At 69.1% G+C, this 18,016-nt stretch carries 19 protein-coding genes and 1 pseudogene; 10 read left to right on the top strand and 10 right to left on the bottom strand.

The features are described from left to right. Nucleotides 1-391: 391 nt before the first annotated feature. A complete protein-coding gene (locus tag V6M42_RS11050) occupies nucleotides 392-712 on the top strand; it encodes a disulfide isomerase DsbC N-terminal domain-containing protein (RefSeq protein WP_332678507.1) in 321 nt (106 codons plus the stop codon). Here the strand turns inward: V6M42_RS11050 and groL are convergent. Beyond that, nucleotides 709-2,361 (bottom strand): chaperonin GroEL, encoded by a 1,653-nt coding sequence (gene groL, locus V6M42_RS11045; protein WP_332659917.1) that lies wholly within the window; start codon nucleotides 2,359-2,361, stop codon nucleotides 709-711. The two genes, V6M42_RS11050 and groL, sit on opposite strands and share 4 nt — an antisense overlap. 55 nt (nucleotides 2,362-2,416) lie before the next feature. After that, a complete protein-coding gene (gene groES / locus V6M42_RS11040; protein WP_332659919.1) occupies nucleotides 2,417-2,704 on the bottom strand; it encodes a co-chaperone GroES in 288 nt (95 codons plus the stop codon). Between the two features lie 251 nt (nucleotides 2,705-2,955). Here groES and V6M42_RS11035 point away from each other — a divergent pair, with 251 nt between their 5' ends. Next, nucleotides 2,956-3,393: a hypothetical protein gene (locus tag V6M42_RS11035; protein WP_332678506.1), complete on the top strand. Its 438-nt coding sequence runs from the start codon at nucleotides 2,956-2,958 to the stop codon at nucleotides 3,391-3,393. A gap of 82 nt (nucleotides 3,394-3,475) precedes the next feature. On the opposite strand, the gene pgi is transcribed toward V6M42_RS11035, so the two are convergent. Next, nucleotides 3,476-5,101 (bottom strand): glucose-6-phosphate isomerase, encoded by a 1,626-nt coding sequence (gene pgi, locus V6M42_RS11030; protein ID WP_332678505.1) that lies wholly within the window; start codon nucleotides 5,099-5,101, stop codon nucleotides 3,476-3,478. Between the two features lie 103 nt (nucleotides 5,102-5,204). Between pgi and V6M42_RS11025 the strand changes: the two genes are divergently transcribed. Further along, nucleotides 5,205-5,681: a hypothetical protein gene (locus V6M42_RS11025; RefSeq protein WP_332678504.1), complete on the top strand. Its 477-nt coding sequence runs from the start codon at nucleotides 5,205-5,207 to the stop codon at nucleotides 5,679-5,681. Nucleotides 5,682-5,688: 7 nt separating this feature from the next. Here the strand turns inward: V6M42_RS11025 and V6M42_RS11020 are convergent, their stop codons facing one another. Further along, nucleotides 5,689-6,363 (bottom strand): redoxin domain-containing protein, encoded by a 675-nt coding sequence (locus V6M42_RS11020; RefSeq protein ID WP_332678503.1) that lies wholly within the window; start codon nucleotides 6,361-6,363, stop codon nucleotides 5,689-5,691. Between the two features lie 97 nt (nucleotides 6,364-6,460). Next, nucleotides 6,461-8,290 (bottom strand): translational GTPase TypA, encoded by a 1,830-nt coding sequence (gene typA / locus V6M42_RS11015; protein WP_332678502.1) that lies wholly within the window; start codon nucleotides 8,288-8,290, stop codon nucleotides 6,461-6,463. A gap of 246 nt (nucleotides 8,291-8,536) precedes the next feature. On the opposite strand from typA, the pseudogene V6M42_RS15305 reads away from it, so the two are divergent. Together V6M42_RS15305 and V6M42_RS11005 are read left to right on the top strand one after the other, a co-directional pair. Then, nucleotides 8,537-8,884, top strand: a pseudogene (locus V6M42_RS15305) (glycosyltransferase family 2 protein); the annotation flags it as partial. Nucleotides 8,885-9,204: 320 nt separating this feature from the next. Beyond that, a complete protein-coding gene (locus V6M42_RS11005) occupies nucleotides 9,205-9,546 on the top strand; it encodes a hypothetical protein (RefSeq protein WP_332678500.1) in 342 nt (113 codons plus the stop codon). On the opposite strand, the gene V6M42_RS11000 is transcribed toward V6M42_RS11005, so the two are convergent. Beyond that, nucleotides 9,543-11,600 (bottom strand): OPT family oligopeptide transporter, encoded by a 2,058-nt coding sequence (locus tag V6M42_RS11000; RefSeq protein ID WP_332657827.1) that lies wholly within the window; start codon nucleotides 11,598-11,600, stop codon nucleotides 9,543-9,545. The two genes, V6M42_RS11005 and V6M42_RS11000, sit on opposite strands and share 4 nt — an antisense overlap. A 143-nt stretch (nucleotides 11,601-11,743) precedes the next feature. On the opposite strand from V6M42_RS11000, the gene V6M42_RS10995 reads away from it, so the two are divergent. Beyond that, the gene (locus V6M42_RS10995) at nucleotides 11,744-12,196 is read left to right on the top strand and encodes a cytochrome c (RefSeq protein WP_332678499.1); all 453 of its coding nucleotides are present in this window, start codon (nucleotides 11,744-11,746) and stop codon (nucleotides 12,194-12,196) included. A 15-nt stretch (nucleotides 12,197-12,211) separates the two neighbouring features. On the opposite strand, the gene V6M42_RS10990 is transcribed toward V6M42_RS10995, so the two are convergent. Together V6M42_RS10990 and V6M42_RS10985 are read right to left on the bottom strand one after the other, a co-directional pair. Continuing rightward, on the bottom strand, nucleotides 12,212-12,991 hold the full coding sequence (locus tag V6M42_RS10990) for an SDR family oxidoreductase (protein WP_332678498.1): 780 nt from the start codon (nucleotides 12,989-12,991) through the stop codon (nucleotides 12,212-12,214). After that, entirely contained in the window at nucleotides 12,991-13,290 is a 300-nt protein-coding gene (locus V6M42_RS10985; protein WP_332678497.1) for a 4a-hydroxytetrahydrobiopterin dehydratase, read from the bottom strand. Before V6M42_RS10985 ends, V6M42_RS10990 begins: the two co-directional genes overlap by 1 nt. A gap of 117 nt (nucleotides 13,291-13,407) precedes the next feature. On the opposite strand from V6M42_RS10985, the gene V6M42_RS10980 reads away from it, so the two are divergent. The 4 genes from V6M42_RS10980 to V6M42_RS10965 are packed head-to-tail and all read left to right on the top strand — an operon-like array spanning nucleotide 13,408 to nucleotide 17,015. After that, the gene (locus V6M42_RS10980) at nucleotides 13,408-14,118 is read left to right on the top strand and encodes a Crp/Fnr family transcriptional regulator (RefSeq protein WP_332657831.1); all 711 of its coding nucleotides are present in this window, start codon (nucleotides 13,408-13,410) and stop codon (nucleotides 14,116-14,118) included. A 56-nt stretch (nucleotides 14,119-14,174) separates the two neighbouring features. Beyond that, a complete protein-coding gene (locus V6M42_RS10975; RefSeq protein WP_332657832.1) occupies nucleotides 14,175-14,951 on the top strand; it encodes a class I SAM-dependent methyltransferase in 777 nt (258 codons plus the stop codon). Beyond that, complete coding sequence (gene ubiB / locus V6M42_RS10970; protein ID WP_332678496.1) at nucleotides 14,939-16,537, top strand: 2-polyprenylphenol 6-hydroxylase; 1,599 nt, start codon at nucleotides 14,939-14,941, stop codon at nucleotides 16,535-16,537. Before V6M42_RS10975 ends, ubiB begins: the two co-directional genes overlap by 13 nt. Before the next feature lie 22 nt (nucleotides 16,538-16,559). After that, entirely contained in the window at nucleotides 16,560-17,015 is a 456-nt protein-coding gene (locus tag V6M42_RS10965) for a hypothetical protein (RefSeq protein ID WP_332678495.1), read from the top strand. Nucleotides 17,016-17,018: 3 nt separating this feature from the next. On the opposite strand, the gene arfB is transcribed toward V6M42_RS10965, so the two are convergent. Both arfB and V6M42_RS10955 read right to left on the bottom strand, forming a co-directional pair. Then, nucleotides 17,019-17,423, bottom strand: a complete 405-nt coding sequence (gene arfB / locus V6M42_RS10960) for an alternative ribosome rescue aminoacyl-tRNA hydrolase ArfB (protein ID WP_332678494.1) — start codon at nucleotides 17,421-17,423, stop codon at nucleotides 17,019-17,021. Further along, nucleotides 17,420-17,881: a YaiI/YqxD family protein gene (locus V6M42_RS10955; RefSeq protein WP_332678493.1), complete on the bottom strand. Its 462-nt coding sequence runs from the start codon at nucleotides 17,879-17,881 to the stop codon at nucleotides 17,420-17,422. Before V6M42_RS10955 ends, arfB begins: the two co-directional genes overlap by 4 nt. Nucleotides 17,882-18,016 lie beyond the last annotated feature (135 nt).

Here is an 18,016-nt window from a genome sequence, read left to right as displayed (position 1 = left end):
GGACGCGACTGCGCGATCTGCACGCCAAGCATCATCCGCGCGGCTGAGCCGGCGGCGGCCGGGATCTGGAAGCGGATGCGACGCCGGGATGGCTCGCGTCAGGCGTTGGGAACGCCCAGGTACGCGAGGGCCACGATCAGCAACACCCCCGCCAGCATGCGGCCATAGGCGATGAAGAGAGTGCGTTTGGCCATGGGGGCGTTCGATGTTGCCTGGGCTGTCTGCTCGGCCCGGAGACGGGACGTTTGCGGGTGCCTGGGTCGATGAAAGGATTCTGGGCGGCGATGAATGAACGAACAAGGCGATTCCGGGGTCCCCTTGTGCACGACGTCACAGCGCGTAGCGGGTTTCCTTCCCCTTACAATGAACGCTGATCAACAGGTCCTCCTCCATGCAGAAGCTACTGGTTCCGATGCTCCTTGCCGTCATGGCGCTCGCGGGTTGCGCTCCGCCGCTGGAAGAGGAGGCAAACACCTCCGCCTCGGCGGGCACGGGTACGGGCACCACGACGGCGCCGGTGCAGCCGGCCGACCCGAACGACATGGAAGCGCTGCGCCAGCTCATCTCGGCACGCCTGAAGGGCACGCAAGTGGACGCCGTGCGTCCCACGCCGTTGCCTGGAATCTACGAGGTCCAGTCTGGGCTGAACTTCGGTTACGTGACGCTCGACGGGCGTTACCTGATCGAGGGTGATCTGAACGACATGACTTAGAAGTCCATGTCGCCCATGCCGCCCATGCCGCCGCCCATGCCGCCGCCGGCGCCGCCGGCCGAGGCCTTCTTCGGCGCGTCGGCCACGGCCGCTTCGGTGGTGATCAGGATGCCGGCCACCGAGGCGGCGTCCTGCAGAGCCGTGCGCACGACCTTGGCGGGGTCGATGACGCCGGCCTGGATCATGTCGACATACTCTTCCGTCTGGGCGTTGAAGCCGTAGGTGGCCGAGGCGTTTTCAAGCACCTTGCCGACGACGATGCTGCCTTCGACGCCCGCGTTCTCGACGATCTGACGGATCGGGGCCTGGATGGCGCGGCGGATGATGGCGATGCCGGCCGTCTGGTCGGCGTTGTCGCCCTTCAGGCCTTCCAGGGCCTTGGTCGCCTTCAGCAGGGCGATGCCGCCGCCGGGGACGATGCCTTCCTCGACCGCCGCGCGCGTGGCGTTCAGGGCGTCGTCGACGCGGTCCTTCTTCTCCTTGACCTCGACCTCGGTCGAGCCGCCGACGCGGATGACCGCGACGCCGCCGGCCAGCTTGGCCAGACGTTCCTGCAGCTTCTCCTTGTCGTAGTCCGAGGTGGTCGCCTCGATCTGGGTCTTGATCTGGCCGATGCGGGCCTCGATCGCGTCCTTCTCGCCGACGCCGTCCACGATGGTGGTGTCGTCCTTGGTGATGGTGACCTTCTTGGCCTTGCCCAGCATGTCCAGGGTGACGTTTTCCAGCTTGATGCCGAGGTCTTCCGAGATGACCTGGCCGCCGGTCAGGACGGCGATGTCCTCCAGCATGGCCTTGCGGCGGTCGCCGAAGCCCGGAGCCTTGACGGCGGCGACGCGCAGGCCGCCGCGCAGCTTGTTGACCACCAGGGTGGCCAGGGCCTCGCCCTCGATGTCCTCGGCGATGATCAGCAGCGGGCGGCCCGACTGGACCACGGCTTCCAGGATCGGCAGCATCGACTGCAGCGACGAGAGTTTCTTCTCGTGCAGCATGATGAGCGGCTCCTCGAGCTGGACCTCCATCTTGTCGGCGTTGGTGATGAAGTAGGGCGACAGGTAGCCGCGGTCGAACTGCATGCCCTCGACGACGTCGAGTTCGGTCTCGGCGGTCTTGGCTTCCTCGACGGTGATGACGCCCTCGTTGCCGACCTTTTCCATGGCCTTGGCGATCATGTCGCCGACTTCCTGGTCGCCGTTGGCGGAGATGGTGCCGACCTGGGCGATCTCGGAGTTGGCGCTGACCTTGCGGCTCGAGGCCTTGATGTCGGCCAGGACGGCGGTCACGGCCTTGTCGATGCCGCGCTTCAGATCCATCGGGTTCATGCCGGCGGCCACGGCCTTGAGGCCTTCCTGGACGATCGACTGGGCCAGGACGGTGGCGGTGGTGGTGCCGTCGCCGGCCTTGTCATTGGTCTTGGAGGCGACCTCGCGGATCATCTGGGCGCCCATGTTCTCGAAGGCGTCTTCCAGCTCGATTTCCTTGGCCACCGAGACGCCGTCCTTGGTCGAGCGCGGGGCGCCGAAGGACTTCTGGATCACGACGTTGCGGCCCTTGGGCCCCAGGGTCACCTTGACCGCATTGGCCAGGACGTTGACGCCGCGCAGCATCTTTTCGCGCGCATCGGTGGAGAACATGACTTGTTTGGCGGCCATCTGGCAGCTCCTGATTCTGATTTAACTAGGTAGAATGGCGAGAAAATACCGGTGCTTACGAGAGCACGCCCAGTACATCCGCCTCCTTCATGATGATGAGATCAGCGCCGTCGATCTTCACTTCCGTGCCCGACCATTTGCCGAACAGGATGCGGTCGCCGGCCTTCAGGTCCATCGGCACGTGCTTGCCGTCTTCGTCACGGGCGCCGGGGCCCACGGCGACGACTTCGCCCTCCTGGGGCTTTTCCTTGGCCGAGTCAGGGATGATGATCCCGCCCTTGGTCTTCGATTCCTCTTCCACGCGCTTCACGAGCACGCGGTCGCCGAGCGGACGAAACGCCATCTGATTGTCTCCAAACTTCTTCGATTGATCCCGAACGCGGGTGCTTTTGGCAGCCGTCGCGCCCGAGTGCTAACGCGAGCGGCAAGTAGGGTTGCGGACGGTCGCCGTCAAGCGGAGCGGAGCCGGAATTCGGGCGACCGCGTGGCCCGGACCTGACTGGAACCTGAACAGCCCGCTCCGGCTGCGTACAGGCGCGCGCGCATAGATTGCCCCCAATGCCGATCGATCGGCGAGCAGCAAGGAGCAATCCGATGCGTAATTTCCTCAATCTGAAGACCGTCGGCGCCGGCGCAGCGGCCGCACTCGCGATGGGCCTCGCCTCGGCAGGCCCCGCCGCCGCCCAGTCCTATGGCGACCCCTTGATCGACGCCGCCGTGCGCGCGGTTCTCGGCGTGTCGACCCAGGACAACCGCTACTACGGCCAGCAGGGAACCTATCGCGGTCCCGACTGCCAGTATTATCGCGACGGCCGCTGCTACCGGAACCTGGGTCACTGGGAACGCGAGCACGGCATCAACAGCCGGGACCGTTCCTACGGCTACAACAACGGCTATGGCGCCTATGTGGAGGGCCGGACCTATTCGGGCCGGGGCTACTACCGCGACGGCCGCTTCTGGCGGAACCACGGCGAGTGGCGCAGCTGGCAGAACCACCGCGCGCGCGACTACCGCTACGACCGCCGCTGGTGATCAAGGGTTTCGACCGGCCGCGTGAGTAGGGTCGGACGAGGTCGGGAAGGGCGGGCGCTCCGGCGCCCGCCCTTTTTTCGTGTCAGACCATCAGCCGTTTCATCAGCTCGGCGGTGGAGGGGTCCAGGCCGGCGGACGGTTCGCCGTCGGCGACATCCTTCAGAATCGCCTTCGCCAGCACCTTGCCCAGCTCCACGCCCCACTGGTCGAAGCTGTTGATGTCCCAGATCACGCCCTCGACGAAGGTCTTGTGCTCGTACAGGGCCAGAAGCGCCCCGACCGCCTCTGGCGTCAGGGCGTCCATCAGTATGGTGGTCGAGGGCCGGTCGCCGGGGAACGTCCTGTGCGGCGCCAGCCGGTCGGCCTCCCCGGCGCCGGCGCCGGACGCCAGCAGTTCGGCCCGCGCCTCTGCCTCGGTCTTGCCGACCATCAGGGCCTGGGCCTGGGCCAGGGCGTTGGACCACAGGGGCGCGTCGCCCTCGCGTGCGTCCATGGCGCCGTCCGAGGTGTGGCCCACGACCACGAACTCGGCGGGAATGACCTGCGGCCCCTGGTGAATCTGCTGGAAGAAGGCGTGCTGGCCGTTGGTGCCGGGCTCGCCGAACACCACGGGACCCGTCGCCGTATCGACGGCCGAGCCGTCGCGCTTCACCCGCTTGCCGTTCGACTCCATCTCCAGCTGCTGCAGGAAGGCGGGCAGCCGGCGCAGGCCGTGGGCGTAGGGGGCGACCGTCCGCGCCGTCCGCCCCATGCCCTCGACGTTATAGACCTGGGCCATGGCCAGCAGGATCGGCGCGTTCATCTCCAGCGCCGCCTCCCGGAAATGCTCGTCCATCGCCCGGGCCCCGTCCAGCACGCGCTCGAACACGTCCCAACCCAGGGCCACGGCGACCGACAGACTGACCGCCGACCACAGCGAATAGCGGCCGCCCACCCAGTCGCGGAAGCCGAAGGTGCGGCCGCAGCCCCAGGCCTCGGCCTTGTCCGGCGCCGCCGTGACCCCGATCAGGTGTTTGACCATGCGTCGCGGCGACAGGCTTTCGGCCAGCCAGGCCTTGGCCAGATCGGCGTTGGCCAGCGTCTCCTGCGTCGTGAAGGTCTTGGACACGACCACGACCAGGGTCGTCTCCGGATCCAGCCCGGCCAGGGCCTCGCCCATGTCGCGCGGATCGATGTTGGCGACGAACCTCACCTCGATGGCGGGCTCCAGCGGCCGCAGGGCGTCCCACAGCAGACGGGGCCCGAGATCGGACCCGCCGATGCCGATGTGGACGATGGCCGTGAACGGCTGTTTGGTCCCGCCGGTCTCGGCGCCCGAGCGGATGTCGCCGGCGAACTCGGCCATGGCGCCGCGGACGGCGTCGACCTCGGCCGAGACCGCCTCGCCCAAGGCCTTGAACTCGGCGCCCTCGCTCGCGCGGAGCGCGGGATGCAGCACGGCGCGGCCCTCGGTGTTGTTGACCGCCTCGCCGCGGAACAGGGCGTCGCGGCGCCCCTCGACGTCGCAGGTGCGCGCCAGATCCAGGGCGGCCTCGAACCCCTCGGCGCTCCAGGACTGTTTCGACAGGTCGAGATACAGGCCCGCCGCCTCGACTCCCATCCGCTCCATCCGGCCGGGGTCGGTGGCGAACCGGTGCGCGATACGCCCGCCCGCGTCCTTGCGCGCCACGGCGCGGAGCATGTTCAAAGCCTGGGTGCGGGCGGTCATGGGCGGGACTCGCAGAGCGGGGGGGTAAGCCCCCGTTTACGGGTGTGGCGTAAGCCGGTTCAACGCTGAATCCGTGATTCGGCCCATATAAATGAGGTTCGCCATGTCCTGCGGCGTCGCCCTGGCGGTTTCCCTGCTTCTCTCCGATCCGAATGTGGCCCTGGCCGCGGCCCAGCCGCCGGCTCCGGTCGCGGCGCCCGCCCCGGTCGCCGGAGAGCCCCTGTTCGCCGACATCGTGTCCCGTTCAGGCGCGCTGAAGAGCGTGGTCCAGGGCTGGATCGACGCCGGCGTGATGAACCAGTCCGACTTCGCCGCAAGCCCCGCCTTCACCGGCTTCAAGGCCCAGGCCGAAGCGCTGGCCGCCAGCGACATGCAGGGTCACCTGATCCTCAAGGAACGCGGTACGGACGGCGATCTGAAATGCATCCTGCGCGGCATCTCGGAAGACATGCCGAAGAGGATCGCGGCCGTCGAGGCCGCCGCCACGCCCGCCGAGCGACGCGTGGCGCTGGACGAGCTGGCCTATCTGCTGAACGACAACGTCGAGGTCATCACGGCCCCGCCGCAGCCCGAGGTCTAGGGCCCGTTCAGGTCCCCACCGTCTCCGGATACTTCACCGAACAGCCGTAGGGCGTCGCGAAGGCCGCCTGGACCGGCCGGCCCGCCTTCATGTCCGCCAGGGCCGCGCGGACGAAATTGTTCGCCCCTTCCAGATCCTCGGGCTTGTTGGTCGGCCGGTCGTCGATGCCGCCCACGAATCTCAGCGTCCCGTCGGCGTCGATCACCCGCATGTCCGGCGTGGTCTTCGCGTCGTACAGCTTGCCGACCTGACCGGTCGGATCGAGCAGCAAATAGGTCGCCGCGCCATTGGTCCGGATGCGCCACTCCCGCGCCGCCTGACCCTCGACATGGCCCTGCGTCCCGGGCGCGGACGAGATGATCGTAAGCCACACCACGCCGTCGCCGGTCGCCTCCCGCTGCAGGGCCTGCATCGCGCCTGTGTAGTGCTTCTTCACATAGGGGCAGCCCTCGTTGGTCCACTCCAGCACCACGGTCTTGCCGCGGAAGTCGGCCAGCGACCGCTGCGTCCCCCCGGAATCGACAAGCGTGAAGGCGGGAGCGGCCTGTCCGGCCGACGGCGGCCCGGTTACGGGCTGCGCGGCCGGCGCCGCCGGCGCTTCCGTCTTCGTCTCTGTGGATTGAGGTTGGCATCCGGCCAGCAACAGGGCGGCCAGGGATGCGGCTGCGATCAGGCGGACCATGGGTCGACTCCTTCGCGGGCGGCGCCAGCCGGCGCCGGACGGCCCGAAACTAGGCCGCCCTCGCCGGGGCGTCGACCGGAAGAATGTCGCGGTCGGCCTATTCCTCGCGGACGCGCTTCTTGCGGAACGAGGGGTTCAGCACGGCCTTGCGCAGGCGGATCGACTTGGGCGTCACCTCCACCAGTTCGTCTTCCTCGATGTAGGCGATGGCCTGTTCCAGCGAGGGGCGGCGCGGCGGGGTCAGGCGAACGGCCTCATCCTTGCCGGCGGCGCGGATGTTGTTCAGCTGCTTGGCCTTCATCGGGTTGACGTCGAGGTCGTCCCAACGGGCGTTCTCGCCGATGATCATGCCCTGGTAGGTCTTCTCGCCGCCGCCGACGAACATGACGCCGCGGTCCTCGAGGTTCCACAGGGCGAAGGCGGCGGTCTCGCCGTCGCCGTTCGAGACCAGCACGCCCTTCAGACGGCCCTCGATGGCGCCCTTGTGCGGCTCATAGTGGCTGAACACGCGGTTCAGCACGCCCGAACCGCGCGTGTCGGTCAGGAACTCGCCCTGGTAGCCGATCAGCGAGCGCGACGGCGACTTCAGCGTCAGGCGGGTCTTGCCGGCGCCCGACGGGCCCATGTCCTTCAGCTCGGCCTTGCGGGCCGACAGCTTCTCGATGACCACGCCGGTGTATTCGTCGTCGACGTCGATGACGACGTCCTCGATCGGCTCCAGCCGTTCGCCGTTCTCGCCGGTCTGATAGACCACGCGCGGACGCGAGATCGACAGCTCGAAGCCCTCGCGGCGCATGTTCTCGATCAGCACGCCCAGTTGCAGTTCGCCGCGGCCGGCGACCTCGAAGGCGTCCTTGCCGCCGGTCTCGGTGACGCGGATGGCCACATTGGCCTCCGCTTCCTTCAGCAGGCGGTCACGGATCACGCGCGACTGGACCTTGTCGCCTTCGCGGCCGGCCAGCGGGCTGTCGTTGACCGAGACGGTCATGGAGATGGTCGGCGGGTCGATCGGCTGGGCGGGCAGGGCGTCGGTGACTTCCAGCGCGCAAAGGGTGTCGGCCACGGTCGCCTTGGACATGCCGGCGATGGCGACGATGTCGCCCGCTTCCGCGCTGTCCACCGGCTGACGCTTCAGGCCGCGGAAGGCCAGCACCTTGGTGATGCGGCCCTGTTCAAGGATCTTGCCGTCGCGCGACAGGGCCTTGATGGCCATGCCGGGAACGGCCTTGCCGCTTTCGATGCGGCCGGTCAGCAGACGGCCCAGGAAGGGGTCGCTCTCGATCAGCACGTTCAGGATCTGGAACGGCTTCTCGGCGGCCTCGACCTGTTTGGGGGCCGGCACGTGGTCGACGATCAGGTCGAACAGCGGGCCCAGGTTGTCGGACGGCTGGTTCAGGTCCAGCGTGGCCCAGCCGGCGCGGCCCGAGGCGTAGATGTGCGGGAAGTCCAGCTGCTCGTCCGTCGCGCCGATGGCGGCGAACAGGTCGAAGGCGGCGTTGTGGACCTTGTCGGGATCAGCGTGGGCGCGGTCGACCTTGTTGATGCACAGGATCGGACGCAGGCCCATCTTCAGCGCCTTGGTCAGCACGAATTTCGTCTGCGGCATGACGCCTTCCTCGGCGTCGACCAGCAGGACGCAGCCGTCCACCATGCCCAGGATGCGCTCCACCTCGCCGCCGAAGTCGGCGTGGCCGGGGGTGTCGATGATGTTGATGCGGGTCTCGCCCGCCTTGCCGTTCCAGAGCACGCTCGTGCATTTGGCCAGGATGGTGATGCCGCGCTCGCGCTCCTGATCGTTGGAGTCCATGGCGCGCTCGGTCGTCGCCTCATTGGCTCGGAACACGCCCGACTGGGCCAGAAGCTGGTCAACCAGCGTGGTCTTGCCGTGGTCGACGTGGGCGATGATGGCGACGTTACGCAGGTTCATTTCGGGCTCGGGCGGTCTGTGTTCGGCCACGGAACGTCCGGGACCGCTGCAAGGGGCATGATTGCGGGAAGGCGCGCGCCTCTTACAGTGAGGGACGCGGAAACGCCAGTGCGTGACGAACACGCACCGGCGTAACGCCGGCTCTATCGCTCAGGAAAACGGCGGCGCGAAGGCGATCAGGGCCGGCCGCGAACGCACGGGGAAGGTCGGTGCGCGCCGCCGCGACACCCGCTACAACCGGCGCCGATGGAGATTCACACCCCTGTTCCGCCGGCCGGCGGGCCTGCGATCGTCACCACCCTGCGCAACGCGGGGGCCTTCCTCGACGACTTCATCGCCTGGCATCAGGCCGTGGGTTTCAGCCGCCTTTATCTGGTCTTCGACGATCCGGCGGACCCGGATTTCGCCAGGGTCGCCGGACGACCCGGCGTCGAGGCGGTCGCCGGCGACGACGCCTGGCGGGCCGGATGGCGCGGGTCGCCCCTGTTCGCGGACATGGCGGCCTCGATCGACCAGGAGGTCATGGCCCGCCAGTTGCTCAATGCGAGCATGATCGCGGACCGGGCGCGGCGCGACGGCCTCGACTGGTTGCTGCACATCGACGTGGACGAACTTTTCTACCCCGCGGGCGGGGACGCGCGGGCCCTGTTCGACGCCTTGCGGAACGCGCCGGTCGACGTCGTCGCCTTCCCCAATCTGGAGGCCGTTCCCGAGCATGAGGTCGTGGATCGTCCCTTTGCGGACGTCACCCTGTTCAAGGCGCCGGTCGCCCACATGCGCCGGATCGTTTCCGGCGATCCCGCCTGGCCGACGCCCTGCGCCGCTCTCCCCGGTTCGGGGCCGGCTTCTTCAACCTCTATTCCAACGGCAAGTCCGCCGTTCGCCTCGCCTCTGCAGGGCTTCAGCCGTTCGGCGTGCATGATTTCGACAGGCCGGACGGAGGCGCCCGCCGCCTGCCGTCGACGGACGCGGTGGTCCTGCACCACGCCTGCTGCGGGCTCGAGACGTTCAAGGCCAAATATCGTCTGCTGGGCGGCTTCGCCGACCGCTGGTGGAACCGCTACGACATCACCGCCGCCATCGGCCCCTTCCACCTGCAGGCGCGCGACGTGGTCATGAGCGGGGACGACCGGGCGATCGCCGGCTTCTACCGGGCGCGGGTCGCCATGACCGATCCCGCCGAGGTCGCCTTCTGGGAGCGACCGGGCCTGCTGCGACGCCTGCCCGGTCCCTCCCGATTGCTGAGGCCGTCCTAGACCTTGGCCGACCGTCCGCGGATCCAGCCGTAGAGGACGAAGACCAGAACGACGAAGACCGCGATCCCCGCCAGCATGGCCGGCCATGTCGAGCCCTCGGGCAGCATGGCGAACGGCGCATCGTTGCCGGTCGAGACGATGACGCCGGCCGTCATGACCAGGAACAGGCTCTCGCCCACGATCAGGCCCGAGGCCAGCAGCACGCCCATCCGGCGGCCGACGTCGGCGAACCGGGTGGTCTTGATCGCCTTGTCGTAGAACCAGCCGCAGACGGCGCCGACGACCAGCATCGTGGTCACGGCGGCGGGCAGGTAGAAGCCGATGCCGACGGCCAGCGGCGGCAGTTTCATCCGGCTCTGGGTGGCGCCCCGCAGGGCGGCGTCCAGGACGATGATCACCACGCCGATAGCCGCGCCCAGGCCGATCAGGTCCCAGCGCAGGCCGCCCTCGATCACCCCCTTGGCCAGGGCCGAGATCAGCGTCGCCTGGGGCGCCGCCAGCGGTTCGTCGGCGATCCCCCTGGGTCCGCCCTCGAAGCCGAAGGCCTGGTTCAGCAGGTTGAGGATCAGCGGGATGACGATGGCGCCGGCGACGACGCCGACGATCAGCGCCGTCTGCTGCCGCCAGGGCGTGGCCTGGACCAGCTGGCCGGTCTTGAGGTCCTGCAGGTTGTCGTTGGCGATAACGGCGACGGCGAAGACCACCGCCGTCACGATCAGGGCGAAGGCCACCACCGACGGATCGGCCGGCAGGCCCGCCAGCGCCAGCACGCCCAGCATCAGCACCGAGGCGATGACGATGGCCAGGATGCCCACGCCCGACACCGGGCTGTTCGACGAACCGATCAGCCCGGCCATGTAGCCGCAGATGGCCGCTACGGCGAAGCCGATGAAGACCACATAGATCAGTCCGCCGCCCACCAGCAGGGCGGTCGAGCTCGCCAGGGTCGGATTGCCGTTGGCGAACCAGGCCAGGATGAAGCCGATGCCGATCAGGCAGGCGACCGACAGGCCGGCGACGATGTTGATCGGAATGTCCTGCTCGGTGCGGTCCAGCACCTCGCCGCCCTGGCGGCGGCGGTTGGCCGCCAGCGCCGAGGTCAGCCCCCCGACCAGAGGGCCGGCCAGCTTGATCAGGGTCCAGATGGCGGCCACGCCGATGACGCCGGCCCCCATGAAGCGCACTTCGCGGCGCCAGACGGTGCTGGCCAGTTCCTCGGCCCCCACGCCCGCGGGCAGGGTGGTGGCGATCGAGGGAATGCCGTGCGCCGTCAGCCAGGCGATGGTCTCGGGGCTGGTCAGGATCGGCACGGCGATGCACCAGGCCAGGATCAGGCCGAACAGCTGGGCCAGGCCCACGCTGAGGCCGATCAGATGGCCGGCGCCCAGCAGGGCGAACTGCATGCCGAAGCCGATGCCGGTGGCTCCGCCGCCCAGCGCCGCCGGAAGCTTGACGAACCGCGCCGCCTCGCCCGCGAACACGCGGCCCGCGACCAGCAGGGCATAGCCCGCCGAGACGATCGCCCCGGTGATCACGACCCACAGGCCGATGGCGTTCTCGCGCACCGCGCTCTCGGTCTGTTCGGCCCCGCGCGAGCCGACGGTCAGCACCTCGGCCGCCGCGACGCCTTCGGGGTAGGGCAGGCCCGCCTCGACGACGAGCGCGCGCCGCAGCGGAATGGAGAAGGTCACCCCCAGAATGCCGCCGAAGACGCAGATCAGCACCGACTCCCAGAACGGGAACTCCAGCCACCAGCCGACCATGACCAGACCGGGCAGGACGAAGATGATCGAGCTCATGGCCCCGCCGACCGAGGCCACGGTCTGGACCGTCATGTTTTCCCAGATGGTCGAGTCCTTGAACATCCGCAGGATGGCCATGGAGATGACCGCCGCCGGAATGGCCGAGGCGAAGGTCAGCCCGACCTTCAGACCCAGATAGGTGTTCGCGGCGGTGAAGATCACCGCCAGGATGCAACCCAGAAACAGGGCGCGCAGCGTCAGTTCGATACGCTTGACGCCGCTGACGGGCGCGCTCGCGGGTGTGTCGGTCATTGGGGTTCCTCTCCCTCGTTGCCCGGACCTAAGCCGGAAACGTCCCGGTCGTCGAGGGGGCCGGATCAGAACGGGACGGCGGAGCGCGTCATTGACTCGCGCGGCCCGGCGATCGAGCCTCCCTCCCAAAGGGAGAGACGACGATGCGGAAATGGATCACGGCCGCGGTGCTGGGCCTGTTGTGCGTCGGCGGCGCGGCCAATGCCCGGGGAGAGGGCGAGGCCGGCGTCATCCAGGGCCGCCAGGCGGCGATGCTGCTGTCGGGCGTGGCCATGGGCTCGATCAAGGCGTCGATCGACGCCGGGCAGGCGCCGGCCACCCAGCGCTTCAACAGCCGCGCCCTGGCGCGCTGGGCCCACGCCGTCCCGGGCATGTTCCCCGCCGGCAGCGGCCCGGAAGCCGGCGTTCCGACAAAGGCCCGGCCCGAGGTCTGGAGCGACCGCGCCGGTTTCGAGGCGAAGGCCGCCGACTACGCCGCCGCGGCCGACCGTCTGGCCGAGCTGGCGGCCGGCGAGGACGCCGCCGCCTTCGCCGCCGAGTGGGCCGCGGTGCGTCAGAGCTGCAACGCCTGCCACACGGTCTACAAGCTCGACTGAGCTCTCACCGGGCGCTCACTGGGCCGTCATGCCGCCGTCGATCTTGAACTCCGTCCCGGTGACGAATTTCGACTCGTCCGAGGCGAGGTAGAGGACGCAGTACGCCACGTCGTCAGGCTCGCCGATCCGCTTCAGCGGGATGCCGCGGCTCAGCCGCTCGTGCGCCTTGGCCTCGTCGCCGCCGGCCATGGCGATGAACGGGTCCAGGATCGGCGTCTTGATGAAGACCGGATGCACCGAGTTGCAGCGCACGTTCCAGTCCTGCTTCGCAGCCTCCAGCGCGATGGTCTTGGTGTACATCCATACGGCCGCCTTGGTGGCGTTGTAGGCGCCCATACCCGGCGCCGCCGCCAGCCCGGCGATCGACGAGATGTTGATGATCGACGCCGGAGCCGCATCGCGCAGATGCGGCATGGCGTGTTTGCAGCCCAGCATCACGGACTTGAGATTGATGTCGTACTGGCGCTGCCAGTTCTCGACCGTGTCCCCCTCGACGAAGGACAGTGGCCCGCCCACGCCGGCGTTGTTGACGAGAATGGACAGACCGCCCAGCGCGCCGACGGCCGCCTCGATCACCGAGACCCATTGCGCCTCGTCCGCCACGTCATGGGCGAAGGCGAAGGCGGCGCCGGGATGGTCGCCGTTGATGGCCGCCGCCAGAGCCTGCGCGCGCGGTCCGTCGATGTCTGTGACCGCGACCTTCGCCCCTTCGCGCGCCAGCATCCAGGCCATGGCCGCGCCCAGTCCGCCCGCCGCGCCGGTGATCAGCGCCTTCTTGCCCTCGACACGTCCCATCACTGTCCCCCCATCGCGACGGCCGTCTCGTCTATGAACCGCGCCATGTCGACGTCCCGCGCGGTCACGCCGCCCGCGTCATGGGTCGTCAGCAGGATTTCCACCCGGTTGTAGACATTCGACCATTCCGGATGATGGTCGACCTTGTCCGCCTTCAGGGCCACGCGGGTCATGAAGCCGAAGGCGGCGTTGAAGTCGGCGAACGCCAGCTTGCGCGCGATCGCGGGCCGGTCGCCGGCGTCCTCTCGCCACAGGGGCAGGCCCTTGAGGGCTTCCGCAACGTCAATCCGGTCGGTCATCTCATCCTCCGCGTCCCCTCCGCCCTATCCCGCCCGACGGACTGTCACAAGTCGGCGGAACACACGGCGAAGCTTCGACGTTAACGAGCGTCGCTATTCAGGGAACGGAAGCCCGCCATGGACAATATGTGGATCGCCGCGCTGGATCCCGCGGACCGCAAACGGATCGAGCCGCATCTGCACGAACGGCCGTTCGCCCAGGGCCAGATGCTGTACGACGCCGGCGAGGCGGTCGAGGAAGTCTGGTTCCCCATGAGCGGCGTCGTCTCGCTGATGACCATTCTCGACGACGACCGCATGATCGAGACCGCCGCCATCGGCCGCGAGGGGCTGGTCGGCGTGACGTGCGGTCCCCTGAACGCCCGCGCCGCCAGCCGGGCCATCGCCCAGGTCGAGGGCGTCTCGGCCTGCTGCCCGTCCGACGTCTTCGCCGACGCCCTGGGTCAGAGCGAGTCCATGCGCACGGCCCTGGCCAAATTCACCGAGAGCCTGTTCGCCCAGGTGCAGCAGGCCGCCGCCTGCAACGCCCAGCACCGGCTGGATGAACGGCTGGCCCGCTGGCTGCTGACCATCCACGATCGCGCCGACAACGACCGCTTCCGACTGACCCAGGCCGATATCGCGGGCATGCTGGGCGTGCGTCGAGCGACCGTGTCCGAGGTCGGAGCCGAACTGGAGGACAAGGGATTGATCCGCCGGGGTCGCGGCTGGATCGAGATCACCGATCGCCCCGCCCTCGAGAAGGCCGCCTGCGGTTGCTACGGCGCCATGCGCGGTTTGATGAGGGACCTTGGCGTGCCGCGGCCCAACACCGGAACGAACACCTGAGCGCCGCGACCACGCGGCCCGGTGACGGCGGGGCGGCGACGCGCTAGACCGCCAGAATGACCGATACGGCCCAGCCCTCAGGCAAGACCTCGTCCTTCGGCTTTCGCGACGTCGACGCGAAGGAGAAGGTTCAGATGGTGCGCGGCGTGTTCGACAGCGTGGCGTCGAACTACGACCTGATGAACGACCTGATGAGCGCGGGCGTGCACCGCCTCTGGAAGGACGCGGCGGCGGCGAAGCTGAACCCGCGTCCGGGCGAGACCATCCTCGACGTCGCGGGCGGCACGGGCGACATGGCCCGGCGCTATGCGAAGATGGCGCGGGCGGCGCAGGAACGGCGCGGGGGCCAGGACGCCTCGGTCATCGTGCTGGACTACAACGCAGAAATGATCATGGCCGGCGTCGAAAAGGGCGGCGAGCCGGAGATGAGCTGGAGCGTCGGCGACGCCATGGCCCTGCCCCTGCCGGACGCCTCGGTCGACGCCTATTCGATCAGCTTCGGCATCCGCAATGTGGCCGATATTCCGGTCGCCCTCGCCGAGGCCCGGCGCGTGCTGAAGCCGGGCGGCCGCTTCCTGTGCCTCGAATTCTCGCGCCCGACCGCCTCGGCCGTCCGCAAGGCCTATGACGCCTGGTCCTTCCACGCCATTCCGCGCATCGGCGGCTGGGTCGCGGGCGACCGCGACAGCTACCAGTATCTGGTCGAGAGCATTCGCCGCTTCCCCGACCAGTCGACCTTCAAATCCATGATCGAGGCCGCCGGCTTCAGCCGCGTGACGGTGACCAACCTGTCGGGCGGCGTGGCCGCCATCCATCACGGGTGGGCGATCTGACCAGCCGGATCGATCCCGCGACGCCGCCGCCCCCGCCGGCGACCGTGCCTGTGCGCCGTCCGGTCGAGGCCTGGCTGCGCCTGATGGGCTGGGGCTGGGTCCTCGTCCGCTACGACGCCCTGGCGCCGCGCGAGATCACGCCGCTGTTGCCGGTCTGGATCCGCTGGCTGGCCCATCTTCTGCACGCCTTCGCCGGCAAGGAAGGCCGCGAGGGCCGTCCGGGCCAGCGGCTGGGCAAGGCCTTCGAACACCTGGGCCCGGTGGCCATCAAACTGGGTCAGGTCCTGGCCACCCGCGCCGACATCTTCGGCGTCGAATTCGCCCGCGATCTGGGCCGGCTGAAGGACGCGCTGGAGCCCTTCCCCGTCGAACAGGCGCGCCGCGAGGTCGAGCGTTCGCTGGGCCGCCCGGTCGAGAGCCTGTTCACCGATTTCGGCCCGCCCGTCGCCGCCGCCTCCCTGGCGCAGGCGCATCCGGCCTGGCTGGCCGACGGCCGCAAGGTGGCGGTCAAGGTGCTGCGGCCGGGCGTCGAGCGCCGCGTGGCGCAGGGGCTGGACTCGATGCGGCTGGCGGCCCGGCTGGCCGTCCGCTTCGTGGCCCCGGCCCGCCGGCTGGAACCCTCGGCCTTCGTCGAGACCATCGCGCGGGCGCTTCAGCTTGAACTGGACATGCGGCTGGAGGCGGCCGCGGCCTCCGAACTCAAGGACATCCTCGACAAGGTGCGCGAGGGCGGCGGCGGCCACATGTCCGCCCCGGCGGTGGTCTGGGACGGGGTCGGCAAGCGCGTGCTGACGCTGGAATGGGCCACGGGCGTGGCGATGACCGACCCGGCGGCGGTGGATCAGCCCGGGCTGGACCGCAACGGCCTGGCCGACAATCTGGTGCGCGCCTTCCTGACCCAGGCGCTCGACTACGGGACCTTCCACGCCGACCTGCACGAGGGGAACCTGTTCTGCCACGCCCCGGCCGAGCTGACCGCCATCGATTTCGGCATCGTCGGCCGTCTGGGCCATGGCGAGCGCCGCTATCTGGCGGAAATCCTCTGGGGCTTCCTGAGCCGCGACTACGACCGCATCAGCCGGGTGCATTTCGAGGCCGGCTACGTGCCGCCCGAACATTCGGTCGAGGCCTTCGCCCAGGCCCTGCGCGCCGTCGGCGAACCCGTGATCGGCAAACAGGCGTCGCAGGTGTCGATGGGCCGTCTGCTGGGCCAGTTGTTCGAGATCACCGCCCTGTTCGACATGCATCTGCGGCCCGAGCTGATCCTGCTGCAGAAGACCATGGTGTCGGTCGAGGGCGTCGCCCGGCGCCTGAATCCCGATCACGACCTGTGGGAGGCGGCCCGACCGGTGGTCGAACGCTGGATCCGCCGCGAACTGGGCCCCCACGCCCAGGTCCGCGACGCGCTGGAAGAATTTCGCGACACCCTGAAGGCCCTGTCGCGTCTGGCGCAGAACCCGCCCCAGCCCCGGACCGTTGTCATACGCGAGACCCGGACCCCGGCGTGGATGATCGTCAGCGTCACCCTCGCCGCCGCGGCCTCGGCGGCCGCCCTTGTTCTGTCGCTTTGGCCCGCCATCGTCTGAGTTCAGTTCTGGAGACGACCCCATGAAGCCGCTTCTGTTCGCCGCCGCCTTCCTGCTCGTCCCCGCCGCGGCCCAGGCCCAGGTCGCCGCGGCCACCGTGCCCAACAGTTTTGACCAGCCCGCCGCGCGGACGCAGCAGCCCGTCCCGGCCATTCCCGCGGCGGCGCCGGCGATGTCGACCACGCCCGCCAACGCCAGATCCGAGGAAGTCCTGCGCGAGATCATCGCCGGGGGCCAGGCGGGAACCCTGCCCTACGCCCTGATGACTGACGACCTCGCCGGCAAGGTCCGCGCCCAGGAAGCCACCGTCCTGCCGCTTCTGCGGGGCTTCGGCGCGATCCAGGCGCTCGATTTCGTGGGCGCCCAGGAAGGCGCCGATCTGTTCGCGGTGACCTTCGCGACCGCCGCGACCCAGTGGATCATCGGTTTCGACGAGAGCGGCAAGGTCGCCGCCCTGCTGTTCCGTCCGGCGGAATAGACCTCAGTCGTCCGAGCCCGGCCGTCCGCGCCCGCTCTTGATCGTCGACCGTTTGGCCTTGCCTTCCAGCCGCCGCTCCTTCGAGGCGCGGGTCGGCCTGGTCGGCACGCGATAGACCGGCGCGACCGAGGCCTTGTCGACCAGCTCCTGCAGCCGCTCCATGGCGTCGGCCCGGTTCCGCTCCTGGGTGCGATACCGCACGGCGGTGATCAGGATCACCCCGTCCAGCGTCAGCCGGCTGCCCGCCAGCTTCATCAGCCGCGCCCGCACCGGCTCCGTCAGCGACGGCGAATTGCGCGCGTCGAACCGCATCTGCACCGCGGTCGAGACCTTGTTGACGTTCTGCCCGCCCGGCCCGCCCGCGCGGAAGAAGCGGAACTCCAGCTCGTTCTCGGGGATGACCGTCACCGGACCACCCGTTTGGCCCGCACCACGGCCTGGTCCAGCGCCTGCAGGAAGGCCGAGCGGTCCTTCGGCCCGAACGGCGGCGGGCCCGAGGTCGCCACGCCCATCGACCGCAGATGCTCGCCCACCATCCGTCCCGCCAGCGCCGAGCCGATCGAGTCCGGCGTGAACGGCTGGCCGTTCGCCTTCAGCGCCAGCGCCCCCGCCTTCAGGCAGCGGTCGGCCAGCGGAATGTCGGCGGTGATGACGATGTCGCCCGGCCCGGCGCGCTCGGCGATCCAGTCGTCCGCAATGTCCGGACCCGCATCGACCACGACCTGCTCGATCCACTTTTCGCGCGGGGTGTTGATCCATGTGTTCGACACCACGAACACATGCAGGCCGTAGCGCGCCGCCACGCGATAGACCTCGTCCTTCACCGGACAGGCGTCGGCGTCGATGAAGATGCGGGGGAGACTCATGGGCGGCACACTATCTCTCCCTCCCCTTCATGGGGAGGGATGTCGGCGCGCAGCGACGACAGGGTGGGGTACATCAGTCATTCCCCACCCGGTCGCTCCGCGACCACCCTCCCCACTTCGGGGGAGGGAGAACGC

This window comes from Brevundimonas sp., assembly GCF_036677305.1.
In the GTDB taxonomy this organism is placed as follows: Bacteria; Pseudomonadota; Alphaproteobacteria; order Caulobacterales; family Caulobacteraceae; genus Brevundimonas.
The sequence above is the reverse complement of the archived record's forward strand: the minus strand, read 5'-3'. Positions and strand labels throughout refer to the sequence as shown.

Bases quoted from the DNA above. Each gene is read 5' to 3' on its own strand.
- V6M42_RS10975 (WP_332657832.1), top strand. From the start codon at position 14,175: ATGACCGATACGGCCCAGCCCTCAGGCAAGACCTCGTCCTTCGGCTTT.
- V6M42_RS10965 (WP_332678495.1), top strand. From the start codon at position 16,560: ATGAAGCCGCTTCTGTTCGCCGCCGCCTTCCTGCTCGTCCCCGCCGCG.
- V6M42_RS11050 (WP_332678507.1), top strand. From the start codon at position 392: ATGCAGAAGCTACTGGTTCCGATGCTCCTTGCCGTCATGGCGCTCGCG.
- typA (WP_332678502.1), bottom strand. From the start codon at position 8,290: ATGAACCTGCGTAACGTCGCCATCATCGCCCACGTCGACCACGGCAAG.
- V6M42_RS11025 (WP_332678504.1), top strand. From the start codon at position 5,205: ATGTCCTGCGGCGTCGCCCTGGCGGTTTCCCTGCTTCTCTCCGATCCG.
- V6M42_RS10980 (WP_332657831.1), top strand. From the start codon at position 13,408: ATGGACAATATGTGGATCGCCGCGCTGGATCCCGCGGACCGCAAACGG.
- groL (WP_332659917.1), bottom strand. From the start codon at position 2,361: ATGGCCGCCAAACAAGTCATGTTCTCCACCGATGCGCGCGAAAAGATG.
- groES (WP_332659919.1), bottom strand. From the start codon at position 2,704: ATGGCGTTTCGTCCGCTCGGCGACCGCGTGCTCGTGAAGCGCGTGGAA.
- V6M42_RS11000 (WP_332657827.1), bottom strand. From the start codon at position 11,600: ATGACCGACACACCCGCGAGCGCGCCCGTCAGCGGCGTCAAGCGTATC.
- V6M42_RS11035 (WP_332678506.1), top strand. From the start codon at position 2,956: ATGCGTAATTTCCTCAATCTGAAGACCGTCGGCGCCGGCGCAGCGGCC.
- pgi (WP_332678505.1), bottom strand. From the start codon at position 5,101: ATGACCGCCCGCACCCAGGCTTTGAACATGCTCCGCGCCGTGGCGCGC.
- V6M42_RS10995 (WP_332678499.1), top strand. From the start codon at position 11,744: ATGCGGAAATGGATCACGGCCGCGGTGCTGGGCCTGTTGTGCGTCGGC.
- V6M42_RS10955 (WP_332678493.1), bottom strand. From the start codon at position 17,881: ATGAGTCTCCCCCGCATCTTCATCGACGCCGACGCCTGTCCGGTGAAG.
- V6M42_RS10985 (WP_332678497.1), bottom strand. From the start codon at position 13,290: ATGACCGACCGGATTGACGTTGCGGAAGCCCTCAAGGGCCTGCCCCTG.
- V6M42_RS11020 (WP_332678503.1), bottom strand. From the start codon at position 6,363: ATGGTCCGCCTGATCGCAGCCGCATCCCTGGCCGCCCTGTTGCTGGCC.
- V6M42_RS10990 (WP_332678498.1), bottom strand. From the start codon at position 12,991: ATGGGACGTGTCGAGGGCAAGAAGGCGCTGATCACCGGCGCGGCGGGC.